Origin of the sequence: Nitrosopumilus sp. Nsub (assembly GCF_001541925.1) — an archaeon.
Taxonomy (GTDB): Archaea; Thermoproteota; Nitrososphaeria; order Nitrososphaerales; family Nitrosopumilaceae; genus Nitrosopumilus.
The window spans coordinates 1-13,179 of the sequence record NZ_LQMW01000006.1; the positions used below are offsets into that span (position 1 = coordinate 1).

Consider the following 13,179-nt stretch of genomic DNA (forward strand, 5'->3'; position numbering starts at 1 on the left):
AAAATAGGAGTAATTGTGAACAAATCCTTCCTTGCAACTCATAGACCATTAGATGTTTCAAAAGGTGTAATCAGGATGTTGATCAATTTTGTTGGCGATCAGTGTTGAGAATTTGCAGACATGATCTAAATTACCTTTCAAGTATAAGAATTAAAATCGCCATTGAATTGCTTTATTTCAAAGGCGTGAGTGTTTGTTTTTTGCAAATGTGCCAGACTCACATATTTATAACGTTTTAAGAAAATTTTTGTACTTGTCCAGTCCGGAAGAACCACAATTAGCTACACCTGAAACAGAAATTTCTGAAGGTGAAGTAGATGCAAATTTAGGATTAAACAAAGCTCTAGATACTTATCGAAAATTAATTGAAAAAAAGGACGGGAAAGAACCACTCTCAGAAAAGGACCAAGCAAATCTAGAAGACAAAATTAAAGAAATTGAAGAAAGAGAAGTGGTAGAAAAAATTGATGATCATGATCCAGTTGAAATCCCTTGTGAAAAAGGAAAAATTACCATTGGACCGCCAACACTAACAAGATTTGAACAAGCAAGAATTATGGGCGCAAGAGCATTACAATTATCACTAGGAGCACCACCATTTATCACAATACCAAAGAATGCAAGAATTTCTCTAGATATTTCAATGGAAGAATTAGAACAAAAGGTGATCCCTATCACAATTAGAAGAGTTTTACCAAATGGAGATTATCAAAACATCCCCATTGATTATTTCGCATAAAGAACCAATCGTCGATAAAACTTAAAAGAACAGAAAATTTTTGAATGTTGTATAATGCTCATGGAAGACGCAAATGAACCGAAAGGTCAAGAGCAGACCGAAATAAACGTTGGAAACGATCCAGTAATGCTCACTGCAGTAGATGTAGTATCAAAACTCATGAATCAAAATCACATTGTTTTGAAGGCAAGAGGAAATTCAATTCCAAAGGCAGTTTCAGTAGCAAACATAATTACAGAAAAAATGTTAAAAGACGTTACAAAAATTGAAAAAATTAATTTAGACACTGTAGAAAAAGCAGGAATTGGGAAAATGACATCCACAGTGGAAATAACTATCAATAAAATTTAGTAAACGCTGCCAGGACCTTTTAGAAGCATGTTCTCACATTCTTTGCAAACTTGTTCATCAATATCAGATTCCAGATTATGATGAATTTCACAAATCAGCAAGCTTGATTTAATATAATTACACAGTCCAATGAACTTTGAAAGACTAGAAGGAGTGTAAGCTAAATCAGAAGCAAGATTTTGACATAATTCATCAATTAACTCTGCAACTTGTTTTTCAGATAATAATTTTGCAATAAGTGAAGGATCACCACGAGTTCCTCTAATGTAATTACTAATAGCAGCTTGAGTCACTCCAAGCATTTTTGAAATCTCCTCTTCTCTAATATCGTGTTCTTCAGCCAACTTTTTTGCCAAAATTGCCCTTAATGCAGGAATTAATGTTTTTGACTCAATTTCAGCAGGAAGTAACATGTTTTGAAACCCAAATATCTGAATTTAAAGTTTACAGCAATTAAAAAGATCAATGCAGATTCTAGGCATATCTATTTTAATTTCAAATCCTATCAAAAATATTGGAAGATTTTTCTACAAAAATATATCAAATTTTAGAAAAGTCTTGTGATTTGTCACAATCACAATTAATTGCATTGTCTGGCGGTTTAGACAGTTCAATTCTAGCACACTATATTAAAAAAAGAAAACCGCAAGGAATTGCAATAATTTCAGAAGATTTTGTCTCAACAGATCTGACATATTGTCAAATTATTTCAAAAGAAACAGGCATTCCACTGACAATTTACAACGTAACAACATCAGAGATTCTTGAAGCAGTTGAGAACACAATTAAAATTTTAAAAAATTTCAACGATATTGAAATTAGAAATAATGTCGTCATGTATTTGGCAATTAAATGGGCAAAAGAAAACAATTTCAAATCAATCATTACTGGGGACGGAGCAGACGAATTATTTGCAGGATATAACTTTCTTGTAAACAAACCTGAAAACGAATTAGATGCAGAAATTAAAAGAGTGTGTTCAATAATGCATTTTCCAAGCCAAAAAATTGGCCAAGAGTTGGGAGTAAAAATAGAATCGCCGTTTTTAGATGAAGAGTTAGTCAAAGTTGCAAGTGAAATTCCATCAAATTTAAAAATTAAACAAGAAAAAGAGACCAGATTTGGGAAATGGATTTTAAGAAAAACATTTGAAAATCACATACCGTCCCAAATAGCTTGGAGAAGAAAATCACCCATGCAAGATGGAGCTGGGACTGTTGGACTAACCAATTTATTTGAATCAATAATTGATGAAGAAAAATTTGTTGAAAAAAAATTAACTGTAAAAAAAGATGACGACGTAGTGATTAGAAGTAGAGAATCCATGTATTATTATGAAATTTTTAAAAAAGGATACGGCACTCCAGTCAATAATAAAGCAGAAACTCAATGTCCATACTGCAAGCATGAAGTTATGAGTTCAAAATTTTGTAGAATGTGCGGGGCATTTCCAATCTAAACATTATTTTTGTACTTTCGTGGCTTTTTGATGAAAATTTTTCTACAGCCATTACAACAAAAGTAGAAATTTTTGCCCTTATGATCATGAATTAAAGCTATATCCTCATCTAATTCAATTCCACAAACAGGATCAACTGGCACAAATTTTTTTGATTTTATTTTCTATTTATAGATTCAGTAACATAAAGCACCAATAGGCAAATTAAATTTCATGCAATAAACGGATTTTACAAAAATCTAACAACTAAAATTTCAAGAAGTCAGTTTTTTAACTAATTCAACAAAATCATCATTTGACAGAGGAGGGACATTCATAATTTCCAAATTCTCTGAAACATGTTGTGAAGATTTTTGACCAACTAATGGTGCCAGTACTCCAGGGGAAGAGCGAATGAATTGTAGTGCACGTAGTGAGGATTTCAAATCACCAAATTCAGGCATTACGCCAGGAGCTAACAATCTACCTTGCATAAATGGAACACTTGTAAAAACACCAACTCCCAAAGTGACAGCAGATTCTAAAATTGAAACAGTTTTGTTTTGAATTTTTTGGTTTTTTCCCAACAGAGCTTGGTCATAATTCATGTTGTAAGGCAATTGAATGAATTTGAATCCATGGTTTTCTCCACCAACATTTTTTGCCATTTGAACAACATCCTCTAAAGAAAGGTGTTGAGGGTTGTCGTCTTTTACTCTAAAACATTCCCATGTAGCCATTCCATAAAATTTGATTTTTCCTTCATCACGTTTTTGCTCGTACAATTCAAAAACAGATTTTAGTTTTTCTAAAAATTGTTCTTTGCTAATATCATTAATTTGTCCCTCAATACCATTATGCAGATACATCAAATCAATACATTCAAGATCTAAATTTTTTAGACTTCTATCTAATTGATCAGATAAATAAGCGGTAGTCATACAATGGTATCCAGAAGTAATGTCTCCTTCTTTGACAATACCGGGCTTGCCCAATTCTCTCATCACATATTGCATAAAATCTTCTTGAATGTCTGCATCATTTGTCACATACCCGTTTTTACTGCTTACAAAAATTTGATTTCGATTAATTTTTTGTTCTTGAATTAATTCAGAAATTGCCTTACCAACAGAGCGTTCAGCCTTTTGGGCACGATAATTTATGGCAGTGTCAATGACATTTACCCCAGATAAAACAGACTGTTTTACAGCATTTTTTACCAGTTCGTCAGTTTGACTGTCAGGATTGCCAAGATAGGTTCCAATTCCAACATTTGAGAGATGCAAGTCTTGAAAAATATTAAAATTGCCAGGATCAACTGAGGATTTTTTTGAAAAATCTTTAGTCCCTTCAGGCGTTGCAAACCCAGAAATCATGAACTTGTTAAAAATTCTGAAATTTATGTATGTTTAGAGAGGAATTAAAAAACCAATAACAAACAAAATTCCCGTTAGACGACTAAACTTTAAACTCAAAGACATGTAAGGTTCCAAATTATTAATTGATTCAAAATGTTTCTGCAACCCAATTCCAGATTTTATCATCAAAGGAAAGCTCAACAAACTGATCAGAGTCAAGACAGGCAAATAATTTAACATGACTCCAATTATGATCACGCCATAAGCAACTGATGGAAAAATCCAAAATAATTTTCTTGCCTTGTCCTTTCCAACTGCAATCACCAATGTTTTTCTTCCCTTAGATTTATCAGCATCATGATCAGGAAAAGAGGCAATAAACAAAACTAGTGAGGATAAAGTTCCAATAACAATTCCAGCTAAAATCGATTCAACGTTTACTTGGCCAGATTGAATGTAAAATGTTCCAATAACAATCATCGAACCTTTGACTGCAACAAAAAATTCACCTAAACCAGAATCAACAATCTTTGTGGAATAAAAATAAATTGAAACGATTGCAAAACCCAAAATTATTGCAATTAAAATCCCATATGTAATGACAAAGTAACTGCCAATTAAAGAACCAAGTACTAAGAAAACTACTCCAGCACGATAAACTGAAGATGGTTTGAGCAATCCTTCAGGCAATACACCGGTTCCACCACTCATTTTTGTTCGAGTTGTTTTGGTATCAATGCCTCTTTTAAAGTCCCAATAATCATTAAGCAAATCAACACTAGCATGTAATGCCATTACACCTGCAAATGTCAAAATAGCATCAAAGTAGCCAATAGAACCATTTTGCGACCAATTTAATGCCAATCCAGTCATTACTGCAATTACAGAGGCCAATAGGAAACGTACTCGAATTACGCGTAACCAGACTGAAATCATAAGTGATAAAGCCATTTTTTACTATAAAATTTGTTAGTTTCCACATTAACTAAATTTTATATGAAAATATTTCAAAAGACAGTCATGAGGTTTGGGGAGATTCAAGAAAATGAAAAAGTTGTCAAATTCAATTTAGAATTAAAATGCAACAGTTGTGAAAAAAAAGTTCCAGGAGGAATGAAGACAGGTGAAAAATTCTTTGAGACTGAACAATTTTTTAGAGAGTTAGAGGAATTCAAAGAAACGTATCTTTGTGGAATTTGCAGAGACAAGAAAAGAGTGGATAGTTAAATTTAGACCAAAGATTCATCATTGACTTCAATTGGCTTTCGGCCCATAAATCCAGATTCTTTGTCATGCCAAAATTTTATTTCAGTTTCACCATGTTTCCAACACAGGCAAACTTCATCATCAAATCTTTTTGAAGGAAAATCAAGCAGTCCTTGATCAATACTTTTAATCATTACTCCAGTACTTTCTAAAATTTCAACTGATTGATAAAATTTAGTTATTGCAGTGTTGAGTTTTTGTTTTAATTCCATATATTTTTCAAAAGAATTGGTAGTAGAAACAGTCAGCTGTAGTTCTTTCTCAATTTTTTTAATATCATTTTTTTTGGCAAGAGAGTATTCAAATTTTTTAATGACATCAGGCAATGCGTCATTAGCTTCTTTTGCAGTAAAAAATGAAAACATATTTCTTTTCAAAAAACCTTGATTAAAAATCTTAGGCGCAAATTTATTAATCATAGATTTTACATGATCATATGAGCGAAGATCCCTTAGAAGCAATAATCGTACAAACAATTAATGGCGCAATAGCAACAATTCCAGGATATCTTGAAGAAATTAAGCAAAGTAACGACACACTGAAAGTAAAAAATCCACAAGAATTTGTTTATGGCATTGTTATGGGCATGGCATTAGGAATGAGTGGCGCCATATTGAGTGCACAAGAAAAACCACCAACGCCAGAAGATCAAATAAGGGTCAGAGACATCATTTACAAGCACATTCCAGAAATCCGTGAAAGAATTTTTAATTGATAAAATTTACAGAGTCTGAAATTGATTTTTTAAAATCAATAGAAGAGGCAAGAATCGCCACATCAAAAAACAACATCCCACATGTCAAACCAGTTTCGTTCATATTTTATGAAAATACAATAATTGTTGCTACAGACTATAACACAAAATCATTTCAAAATATCAAAACCAATCCCCATACAAGCATTGTAATGGACAGATATGTTCCAGGAAGCCACAAGGCAGTATGCATTCAAGGACAAGTAAAAATTATCGAATCAGGAGTAAAATTTATAGAATTTTACAAAATATTTTATGAAAAATTTCAATGGGTGAGAAATGATCCATGGAAAGAAAATGAGGCCCCGTTTTTACAAATTATTCCAAAACATCACACGAGTTGGGGATTAAGTTAAAAAAATTATTTTATTTTATATCTTAAAATTGCCAAAACAGAATCATCAATTTCAAGTTTTTTAATAATTTTTGGAGACATAGCAAACTCAATTTTACACGAAGTGTTTTTTGCCTCTTCTAACATTTTAAGAATATTTTTGAACTGAGGTTTAGTGTGAAAAACAGTAGAGACAATCAGTGTCTCTACACTTCCAATTTTTAATGCACGGTGAATGACATTATTTTTTTTAGCAGTTAGACCTTCTTTGAATAATTTCTCATATTTTTGCATTAATTCTTCCATGTGTTTTTTCCTATGCTCATAAAGATGATGAATGATTATTTCATGGATGTCTTTAACAGAAGTGGTAAAAGACAAACCATCTACAAATCGACACTTTGAAGTTAATTCAGAATTTAATTCATCATAAAATTCTGTTTTTCCATTTCCACTGCCTCCCAAAAGAATCAATTCAGAATTATTAGACATTAGTCTAACTTTATTTGCAACCTTTTTGAAAAAGACATGAATTTTTGTTTGTCTAGCTCGTAAAAATCTTCCTTGACTTTGTCCACCTTTTTTATGCCTTCCTTGCAAATCAATTTTTAATTTAGATTCTTGAATTATTTGACTGCCAAGATATTTTTGTATTCGTGCAGTTTTTTGATCAATAGTTACTATCAAAATATTATAATTAGTTTTAAGAATATCAGAAAATGGTTTTACATATGGTTTTTTGTTAACCATGTAAACATAAGGTAATTTTTTAGATGTGCCAATTACTTTGAGATGAATTTTATCATCAACCATCCAACCAAAAAGACACAGTGTTTTAGTAAACTTGCCAACAGATACAGGATTGTTTTTTAACTCCAGTATCTTGCTTTCAATTTTCTTTTTGATTTTTTCAACAGATTCAGATCTTTTTGTTTCTTGTAATAATTGAATTGTGTTTTGTCCTTTTCCATACGGATAGTAAACAGATACACATGGACCTTGTATCTCCTTTAATTCAAGCACGAACTGATTAATGGATAACCATTCAGAAGGTTCAATTTCAGAAAATTCAAAAACAGACATAAAAATTGATAAAATTACTATTTTAATAAGAGTTTGAAAGTGAGATCAAAAATGCCAAATTCATCAAGTGGCGCTTAGTAAAACACTGAAAATATCGATATTTTGGATAAAAAAAGGCGTTTTTTTGAATAAATTTGAAATAGCTTATATACCAATAGCGTTGTGAAATACTGTATTATTTTGGTTCAAGAAGTTTCGAATATGGATACACTTTGTGGTCGTTGTGGAAAACACGGCATTACTACAGATACTGTAACTGGAGAAAGATTTTGTGGCAAATGTGGATATGTAATTACTGAGACTTTACAAGATGCAGGTCCAGAATGGAGATCATTTTCAAAAGACGGAGGAGCAGATCCAACAAGAACTGGTGCACCAACATCATTGACAATGCACGACAGAGGACTAGCAACAATTATCAATCCACTAAACAAAGATGCATCTGGAAAACCATTATCAACTTCAATGAAGAGTACTATTGAACGTCTCAGAACATGGGACAGCAGAAGTAAAGTAAATGCATCATCAGATAAGAACCTCAGACAGGCATTAAGCGAACTAGCAACTTTAAAAGACAAACTTTCACTTTCAGATTCAGTTATAGAAAAAGCAGCTTACATTTACAGAAAAGCCTTAGAAAAAGGATTAGTTAAAGGACGTTCGATTTCTGCACTAATTGCATCAGCATTGTATGCAGCATGCAGAGATACTGAAACGCCAAGAACACTAAAAGATGTAGCAGATGCAGGAAACATCAAGAAAAAAGATATTGCAAGATGCTACAGATTACTACATAGAGAATTAGAATTGAAGATGCCAGTAGTTGACCCAACACAATGTGTTGCAAAGATTGCAAGTAAATTACAAATTTCTGAAAAAACAAAACGTTATGGAATTAAAGTACTAAGAGAAGCACAAGAACACGAAGAATCTGCAGGTAAAGACCCAATGGGACTTGCAGCAGCAGCATTGTATTTATCATGTGTAAAAAACGGCGAAGACAGAACTCAAAGAGACATTGCAGAAGCTGCTAACGTAACAGAAGTAACAATTAGAAATAGATACAAAGGGCTAAGATTGGATCAGAGTATTGAGAGGTAAAATGAGATAATGACGCAAACAAAACCAGTAATTGCAATTGTAAATGTTGTTGCATCAGCAACTATTGATCAAAAATTAGACTTGGTAGAAATTACAAAAAAATTCCCAGATGTAGAATATCATCCTGAACAATTCCCAGGAGCAGTATTTAGATTAAAAAATCCAAAGACTGCAACATTGCTATTTAGTTCAGGTAAAATGGTATGTACAGGTGCCAAATCCCAAGAATTAGCTGAAACTGCAGTTGCAAATGTTGTAAAAATATTAAGAAAAGGCAAAATCAAAATCAAAAAAGACGCCGTAGTTTCAATTCAAAATATCGTATCCTCAATTAACCTTGGAGGTAAAGTCAACTTGGAACAAGCAGCAAGAACATTGCCAAGAAGCATGTACGAACCAGAGCAATTCCCAGGTTTGATTCACAGAATGCTTGACCCAAAAACAGTCATCTTGATTTTTGCATCAGGAAAACTTGTTTGTGTTGGAGCTAAACTTGAAAAAGAGATTCACCGTTCAGTACACCAAATTCACAGTCTATTAGAAGAAAAAGACTTGATGGTTTACGACTAATAAAAAATTATTTACTCAACATTAATAGAAATTTCAAACCACCTGCCAAACATTTGTTATGAATGCACATGACTTTTTGAAGAAACAGTTCAATTCACCAAGCCCAATTTTGTGATCAAGTAAAAATAAATTTTTAAAGTTACAAGTTTAAAAAAAATATCAAAGGTAAAACAAACCATTAGAATATGAATATAGAATCAAATTTATGCTTATAATGAAATAATTGCATTCAACAATCAGATGTGGAATGTGATAATATCACAATGTGAAAAGTGTCACAATATCTGCACTTGTAATTTGATAAAAAATACAAAGATATGTAGTCAGTGTAAACAATACTAGATTACTACAAATCATTATTAAAAAAAACAGATAATCCAAAGTCTGTTTTTTATTAAAAAATAATCAAAACAAATAAGAACTGATAAAACTTTACAAAAATATGTCAAACAAAGTCAAATGTTCACACATACTAGTTGAAAAACAAAGTCAAGCTCTCGAAATTTTAGAAGAAATCAAAAACGGCAAGAAATTTGGAGCAGCAGCCAAAGAAATTTCCACATGTCCTAGCAGTAAAAAAGAAGGAGATCTAGGATACTTTACAAAAGGAATGATGGTAAAAGAATTTGAAGATGTTGCATTCACATTAAACATCGGAGAAGTTTCTCAACCAGTAAAAACAGAATTTGGATATCACATCATTAAACGATTAGGGTAAAAATTCAAACACAATGACAGTTTTAACTGAACAGACATTAAATGATATTTTACAATATTTAGAAAAATCAATTAACAGTTTAGCTGCTGAAGGATTAGATAACTTAGAAATCAATAGCGCAGAAGAGATAAAAAATTTTCTAGAAAATCAATTTGACATACGTTTAGAAAATTTACTGATTTCAAAAAACAGCAGCATACATCACCTAGAATCAGGAATGAAAAATACAGTGATACAAAAAAAGCAAGAAATCATTGAAAAAATTTCAAAACAATTAAACAATTAGATAAAAGCGTCAAGACCAGTTTTTATTGAAGGATCTTTATTTTTTTCTAAAACTTTTGTCATTTTAGAACCCATAGATTTTGCTGCAGAAATTTTTCGTTTTCCAATCCAATAGTATGTTTCATCAATGGTATTCTTTGCAATTAACACAACTAATTTTCCAGTATCCTTTCTTCCAGTTCTCCCTCTTCTTTGAATAAATCTAATTGAGCTTGGAACATTATCATAAAAAATTACCTGATTTACTTCGGCAATATCCAACCCTTCCTCTCCAACACGAGTGGCAACTAGAACCTTAAATTCGCCATCTCTAAATTTCTGCACGACTTCAATCTGCTTCTTTTGTTTCAATCCAGTGTCGCCTGCTTTTCCAATGAGAATTCCTGCAGGAATATTCATTTTGCATAGTTCAGCATGAATCATGTCAACAGAGTCACGATAACTAGTAAAAATCAGTGCCTTTCCAGGAACAGAATTCAAAATTTCTTTTAATTTAGGAATTTTTGAATGTTCAATGCCTTTTGATTTTGCTTCTTTTGCCAACGATAATGCTTTTGTAAAATTAGGATCAAGTTCAAACAAATCCTTGACTCCAACACCCTTTTTGGCTTGAGCACGTTTACAAAATTGTAAAAATGGAGATACTCCATGGGCTTCAAGAATATTCAATGCATAGTGAATTCTAATTCCAGAAAACAATGGTTTTGCAGATTTTCTACTTTTTGATAAAACAAACGGACGTAATCTCAGCAATGAAGAAAGAGACTGTTGATCATTTAATGGCAAGCCATTTTTTTTGAGTAAATCATATCTTTCATCTAGTGCAGATTTCAATAATTTTTGAATAGTTTTTAATTCTGAGGGGAGTTCTACATTTATCCATTCAGTATTAGTTTCTTGAATGTACGGTTTAACATCAGGGCTAGTTTCATTTCGTTCAGCGACAACAGATATTTGCAATCTCGTTAAAATTTCAGTGGCTTTTTCTTGCTCACTAGGAAGAGTCGCAGTCATTCCCAAAATTCGAGTAGACGAATTCTCCAAATGCTCAGCAATGCTAGAATAAGCATAATCACCAGTGGTTCTGTGAACTTCATCAAATATTACTAGACTAAATTGATTAGATTTTACAAAATTGTTGTTCATGTCATTTCTTGCAACTTCAGGTGTTGCACAAATTATTCGGTGATTCCAAAGATCTGTGCGCTTTTCAACAGAATCTTCACCAGTAATCAATACAATATCATCAAGGGTTAAATTTTTTTTTAAGAAATCAAAATGTTGGTTCACTAAAACTCTTGTAGGAGCTAGAAACAAAATGGAATTAGACTCTTTAAGCAAATATTCAGAAATTACATGTAACGCAATTGTTGTTTTTCCAAGACCAGTAGGCAATACAACAATACAATTTTCATCAACAGCCTGACTAGCAAGATTGATTTGATAATCTCTTTTTTCAACAGAGTTTTTTTGGATAAATTTTTTTTCAATGTATTCAATCAAGGTTAAAGGAAAATTAGAATTTAGGAATTTTATGTTTACTGTATCAAAAATACTACGAATAGATCAATAAAAAATTCATAATCTTTAGGCATAAAAATCACAATTCAAATATCAAAATCAACAAGATAAGTTTAGATAATTAGTGATTTCAAAAAAAATATGATTTCTAAAGGACTCGTGCTAGGGATTGTTGCAATAATTGTAGGCGCAATTTTACTAGTAATTACAACATAAAATAAAATTTTTATCTCAATACCATTAAAATGCCACCAGCAATTGTTCCACAAATTACAATGATGATCATACTTTTTCCAGAGAAAACAGAACCAGAATGTTTAGACCAAGACATGTTAATTCATTTCACAGATTTTACTAAATAGAGGTTGCTTTCAACCAAAAACACTGAATCAGTACACATTTTACAAAAATTATACATATTTTATAATAAAATATTCAATTCATCAAGTTTTTGAATCATATCAGATTCTCATCAGAGATACTGGGATACAAATAGAAGTAAGATTACAGAAAATCATGCCATTATTATGCAAGGATTGTAACGAACGAAGATTTCCAATTGCATTTCCAGACCAAAGAGATGCATTATGGCTATGTGAAAAATGTAAAAATTTTGTAAATATCAAAGATGAATTTGTCAGAGATTGGACAAAAGAAGAGATGGAAGAAAATAGGAAAAAGTTAGAAAATTTTCAAAGAGGAGTCACCACAGAAAAAACTCCTGAGAAAAAAAGACGCAGTGGCGTAAACTAGAAAATGCATTGGAATAAATAATTTAATTTCTCACACAATTTGTGGTATCTCTAAACAAGAAAAGCATTATTAGAAATATAATGTTGGCAATAGGAGGAATAATTGCACTAGTGTTTTCTATTTTGCTGATTAATGATTTAGAATCAGAAACAATTACACAATGGACTGTAATGACATCATACTTTATGATCATTTTCCTAATCATTGGCGCAGTGCTTAGAATTACTCAAAAATAGGCTCAAATATCCTGACCAGTAATTACCCATTCAAGAGTTCTTAGTGCACCCTGATAATATTTCATGGCAGCATCAGGGTCTGGCAACTTAGAAACATCAATCAATCTTTGTTCAATTTCTTTTCGAAATTCTTCAACGTCCTTTTCAGTTTTCATAAATCATATGGAAATTTTTAAAGTATAAATTAATTGATCCTGAATTTCAGAATTTATTTTAAAAATTTTCTTTGAATTTTCATATTCAATTAATACCAGATTGTCTTCAATTAATTTTGAGACATATGTAGATACAGTAGACGGAGCTTTTTGTACTTCTTTTACTAAAGAAGTAAAAGAGTGGTTTTTACAAATTAACGCCAAAAGAATTCTTTTTGGAGTAATTTGCCTAGAACGTCTAAAAATTTTTTGAGATAATTCAGACAAAGATAAAGGGTAAAAACAACTTACACGAGGAGTCCTTACTGATTTGACATATCCATCAGATTCCAATTGTCGCAAGTAATAGGAAACAACTCCATTAGATAATCCTGTCAAACTCTTTAATTCAAGATAACGAATTCCAGGATTTTTGTTTATGAGATTAATAAAAAGGGATTCTCTACTTGATAAAGTAGAAGAATCATTTGAATTTTCAATTTGTTTGTTTTGCGTTACTGATTCTAAGATAGACATG

General features: G+C 31.6%; 21 protein-coding genes. 12 read left to right on the top strand and 9 right to left on the bottom strand.

Annotated features, from left to right (window positions below; all coding sequences use genetic code 11):
• The first annotated feature begins 253 nt into the window (after positions 1-253).
• The gene (locus AW732_RS00500; RefSeq protein ID WP_067956940.1) at positions 254-739 is read left to right on the top strand and encodes a DNA-directed RNA polymerase subunit K; all 486 of its coding nucleotides are present in this window, start codon (positions 254-256) and stop codon (positions 737-739) included.
• A 60-nt stretch (positions 740-799) separates the two neighbouring features.
• Entirely contained in the window at positions 800-1,090 is a 291-nt protein-coding gene (locus AW732_RS00505; protein ID WP_348625407.1) for a DNA-binding protein, read from the top strand.
• Here AW732_RS00505 and AW732_RS00510 read toward each other — a convergent pair.
• Complete coding sequence (locus tag AW732_RS00510; RefSeq protein WP_067956946.1) at positions 1,087-1,503, bottom strand: helix-turn-helix domain-containing protein; 417 nt, start codon at positions 1,501-1,503, stop codon at positions 1,087-1,089. The two genes, AW732_RS00505 and AW732_RS00510, sit on opposite strands and share 4 nt — an antisense overlap.
• 101 nt (positions 1,504-1,604) lie before the next feature.
• Between AW732_RS00510 and AW732_RS00515 the strand changes: the two genes are divergently transcribed.
• Positions 1,605-2,549: an asparagine synthase-related protein gene (locus tag AW732_RS00515; protein ID WP_067956949.1), complete on the top strand. Its 945-nt coding sequence runs from the start codon at positions 1,605-1,607 to the stop codon at positions 2,547-2,549.
• Here AW732_RS00515 and AW732_RS00520 read toward each other — a convergent pair.
• The 3 genes from AW732_RS00520 to AW732_RS00530 form a co-directional block, all read right to left on the bottom strand.
• Positions 2,546-2,692, bottom strand: coding sequence for a YHS domain-containing protein (locus tag AW732_RS00520; protein ID WP_067956953.1), 147 nt, complete (start codon positions 2,690-2,692; stop codon positions 2,546-2,548). The two genes, AW732_RS00515 and AW732_RS00520, sit on opposite strands and share 4 nt — an antisense overlap.
• A gap of 111 nt (positions 2,693-2,803) precedes the next feature.
• Positions 2,804-3,904 (bottom strand): aldo/keto reductase, encoded by a 1,101-nt coding sequence (locus AW732_RS00525; RefSeq protein WP_067956956.1) that lies wholly within the window; start codon positions 3,902-3,904, stop codon positions 2,804-2,806.
• Positions 3,905-3,937: 33 nt separating this feature from the next.
• Positions 3,938-4,822 carry a prenyltransferase gene (locus AW732_RS00530; RefSeq protein WP_067956959.1) on the bottom strand — a complete coding sequence of 295 codons (885 nt, stop codon included), beginning with the start codon at positions 4,820-4,822 and terminating at the stop codon, positions 3,938-3,940.
• 84 nt (positions 4,823-4,906) lie between these two features.
• On the opposite strand from AW732_RS00530, the gene AW732_RS00535 reads away from it, so the two are divergent.
• A complete protein-coding gene (locus AW732_RS00535; RefSeq protein WP_067957065.1) occupies positions 4,907-5,113 on the top strand; it encodes a hypothetical protein in 207 nt (68 codons plus the stop codon).
• Between the two features lie 2 nt (positions 5,114-5,115).
• On the opposite strand, the gene AW732_RS00540 is transcribed toward AW732_RS00535, so the two are convergent.
• Positions 5,116-5,517: a DUF2203 domain-containing protein gene (locus AW732_RS00540; RefSeq protein ID WP_067957067.1), complete on the bottom strand. Its 402-nt coding sequence runs from the start codon at positions 5,515-5,517 to the stop codon at positions 5,116-5,118.
• 71 nt (positions 5,518-5,588) lie between these two features.
• Between AW732_RS00540 and AW732_RS00545 the strand changes: the two genes are divergently transcribed.
• On the top strand, positions 5,589-5,867 hold the full coding sequence (locus tag AW732_RS00545; protein WP_067956962.1) for a hypothetical protein: 279 nt from the start codon (positions 5,589-5,591) through the stop codon (positions 5,865-5,867).
• The gene (locus AW732_RS00550; protein ID WP_067956965.1) at positions 5,864-6,262 is read left to right on the top strand and encodes a pyridoxamine 5'-phosphate oxidase family protein; all 399 of its coding nucleotides are present in this window, start codon (positions 5,864-5,866) and stop codon (positions 6,260-6,262) included. The genes AW732_RS00545 and AW732_RS00550 overlap by 4 nt, the downstream gene beginning before the upstream one ends.
• A gap of 5 nt (positions 6,263-6,267) precedes the next feature.
• Here the strand turns inward: AW732_RS00550 and AW732_RS00555 are convergent, their stop codons facing one another.
• On the bottom strand, positions 6,268-7,323 hold the full coding sequence (locus tag AW732_RS00555; RefSeq protein WP_067956967.1) for a Vms1/Ankzf1 family peptidyl-tRNA hydrolase: 1,056 nt from the start codon (positions 7,321-7,323) through the stop codon (positions 6,268-6,270).
• Positions 7,324-7,524: 201 nt separating this feature from the next.
• On the opposite strand from AW732_RS00555, the gene AW732_RS00560 reads away from it, so the two are divergent.
• The 4 genes from AW732_RS00560 (at position 7,525) to AW732_RS00575 (ending at position 9,998) form a co-directional block, all read left to right on the top strand.
• Complete coding sequence (locus AW732_RS00560) at positions 7,525-8,424, top strand: TFIIB-type zinc ribbon-containing protein (RefSeq protein ID WP_067956970.1); 900 nt, start codon at positions 7,525-7,527, stop codon at positions 8,422-8,424.
• A gap of 9 nt (positions 8,425-8,433) precedes the next feature.
• On the top strand, positions 8,434-8,994 hold the full coding sequence (locus tag AW732_RS00565) for a TATA-box-binding protein (protein ID WP_067956972.1): 561 nt from the start codon (positions 8,434-8,436) through the stop codon (positions 8,992-8,994).
• 424 nt (positions 8,995-9,418) lie between these two features.
• Entirely contained in the window at positions 9,419-9,712 is a 294-nt protein-coding gene (locus tag AW732_RS00570; protein WP_348625408.1) for a peptidylprolyl isomerase, read from the top strand.
• Between the two features lie 13 nt (positions 9,713-9,725).
• A complete protein-coding gene (locus AW732_RS00575; RefSeq protein ID WP_067956976.1) occupies positions 9,726-9,998 on the top strand; it encodes a hypothetical protein in 273 nt (90 codons plus the stop codon).
• Here the strand turns inward: AW732_RS00575 and AW732_RS00580 are convergent.
• The gene (locus tag AW732_RS00580) at positions 9,995-11,500 is read right to left on the bottom strand and encodes a DEAD/DEAH box helicase (protein WP_067956979.1); all 1,506 of its coding nucleotides are present in this window, start codon (positions 11,498-11,500) and stop codon (positions 9,995-9,997) included. The two genes, AW732_RS00575 and AW732_RS00580, sit on opposite strands and share 4 nt — an antisense overlap.
• Before the next feature lie 534 nt (positions 11,501-12,034).
• Here AW732_RS00580 and AW732_RS00585 point away from each other — a divergent pair.
• Both AW732_RS00585 and AW732_RS08485 read left to right on the top strand, forming a co-directional pair.
• On the top strand, positions 12,035-12,271 hold the full coding sequence (locus AW732_RS00585; protein WP_067956981.1) for a hypothetical protein: 237 nt from the start codon (positions 12,035-12,037) through the stop codon (positions 12,269-12,271).
• Between the two features lie 80 nt (positions 12,272-12,351).
• On the top strand, positions 12,352-12,507 hold the full coding sequence (locus AW732_RS08485) for a hypothetical protein (RefSeq protein ID WP_156416038.1): 156 nt from the start codon (positions 12,352-12,354) through the stop codon (positions 12,505-12,507).
• A gap of 2 nt (positions 12,508-12,509) precedes the next feature.
• Here AW732_RS08485 and AW732_RS08630 read toward each other — a convergent pair whose 3' ends face one another.
• Both AW732_RS08630 and AW732_RS00590 read right to left on the bottom strand, forming a co-directional pair.
• On the bottom strand, positions 12,510-12,662 hold the full coding sequence (locus AW732_RS08630; RefSeq protein WP_172790356.1) for a hypothetical protein: 153 nt from the start codon (positions 12,660-12,662) through the stop codon (positions 12,510-12,512).
• Between the two features lie 3 nt (positions 12,663-12,665).
• On the bottom strand, positions 12,666-13,178 hold the full coding sequence (locus AW732_RS00590; protein WP_067956984.1) for a winged helix-turn-helix domain-containing protein: 513 nt from the start codon (positions 13,176-13,178) through the stop codon (positions 12,666-12,668).
• Position 13,179: the final 1 nt, after the last annotated feature.

Excerpts from the sequence above, each read along its gene's own strand:
- AW732_RS00505 (WP_348625407.1), top strand. The coding sequence starts at position 800 with ATGGAAGACGCAAATGAACCGAAAGGTCAAGAGCAGACCGAAATAAAC.
- AW732_RS00510 (WP_067956946.1), bottom strand. The coding sequence starts at position 1,503 with ATGTTACTTCCTGCTGAAATTGAGTCAAAAACATTAATTCCTGCATTA.
- AW732_RS00525 (WP_067956956.1), bottom strand. The coding sequence starts at position 3,904 with ATGATTTCTGGGTTTGCAACGCCTGAAGGGACTAAAGATTTTTCAAAA.
- AW732_RS00530 (WP_067956959.1), bottom strand. The coding sequence starts at position 4,822 with ATGATTTCAGTCTGGTTACGCGTAATTCGAGTACGTTTCCTATTGGCC.
- AW732_RS00535 (WP_067957065.1), top strand. The coding sequence starts at position 4,907 with ATGAGGTTTGGGGAGATTCAAGAAAATGAAAAAGTTGTCAAATTCAAT.
- AW732_RS00540 (WP_067957067.1), bottom strand. The coding sequence starts at position 5,517 with ATGTTTTCATTTTTTACTGCAAAAGAAGCTAATGACGCATTGCCTGAT.
- AW732_RS00545 (WP_067956962.1), top strand. The coding sequence starts at position 5,589 with ATGAGCGAAGATCCCTTAGAAGCAATAATCGTACAAACAATTAATGGC.
- AW732_RS00555 (WP_067956967.1), bottom strand. The coding sequence starts at position 7,323 with ATGTCTGTTTTTGAATTTTCTGAAATTGAACCTTCTGAATGGTTATCC.
- AW732_RS00560 (WP_067956970.1), top strand. The coding sequence starts at position 7,525 with ATGGATACACTTTGTGGTCGTTGTGGAAAACACGGCATTACTACAGAT.
- AW732_RS00565 (WP_067956972.1), top strand. The coding sequence starts at position 8,434 with ATGACGCAAACAAAACCAGTAATTGCAATTGTAAATGTTGTTGCATCA.
- AW732_RS00575 (WP_067956976.1), top strand. The coding sequence starts at position 9,726 with ATGACAGTTTTAACTGAACAGACATTAAATGATATTTTACAATATTTA.
- AW732_RS00585 (WP_067956981.1), top strand. The coding sequence starts at position 12,035 with ATGCCATTATTATGCAAGGATTGTAACGAACGAAGATTTCCAATTGCA.
- AW732_RS08485 (WP_156416038.1), top strand. The coding sequence starts at position 12,352 with ATGTTGGCAATAGGAGGAATAATTGCACTAGTGTTTTCTATTTTGCTG.
- AW732_RS08630 (WP_172790356.1), bottom strand. The coding sequence starts at position 12,662 with ATGAAAACTGAAAAGGACGTTGAAGAATTTCGAAAAGAAATTGAACAA.
- AW732_RS00590 (WP_067956984.1), bottom strand. The coding sequence starts at position 13,178 with ATGTCTATCTTAGAATCAGTAACGCAAAACAAACAAATTGAAAATTCA.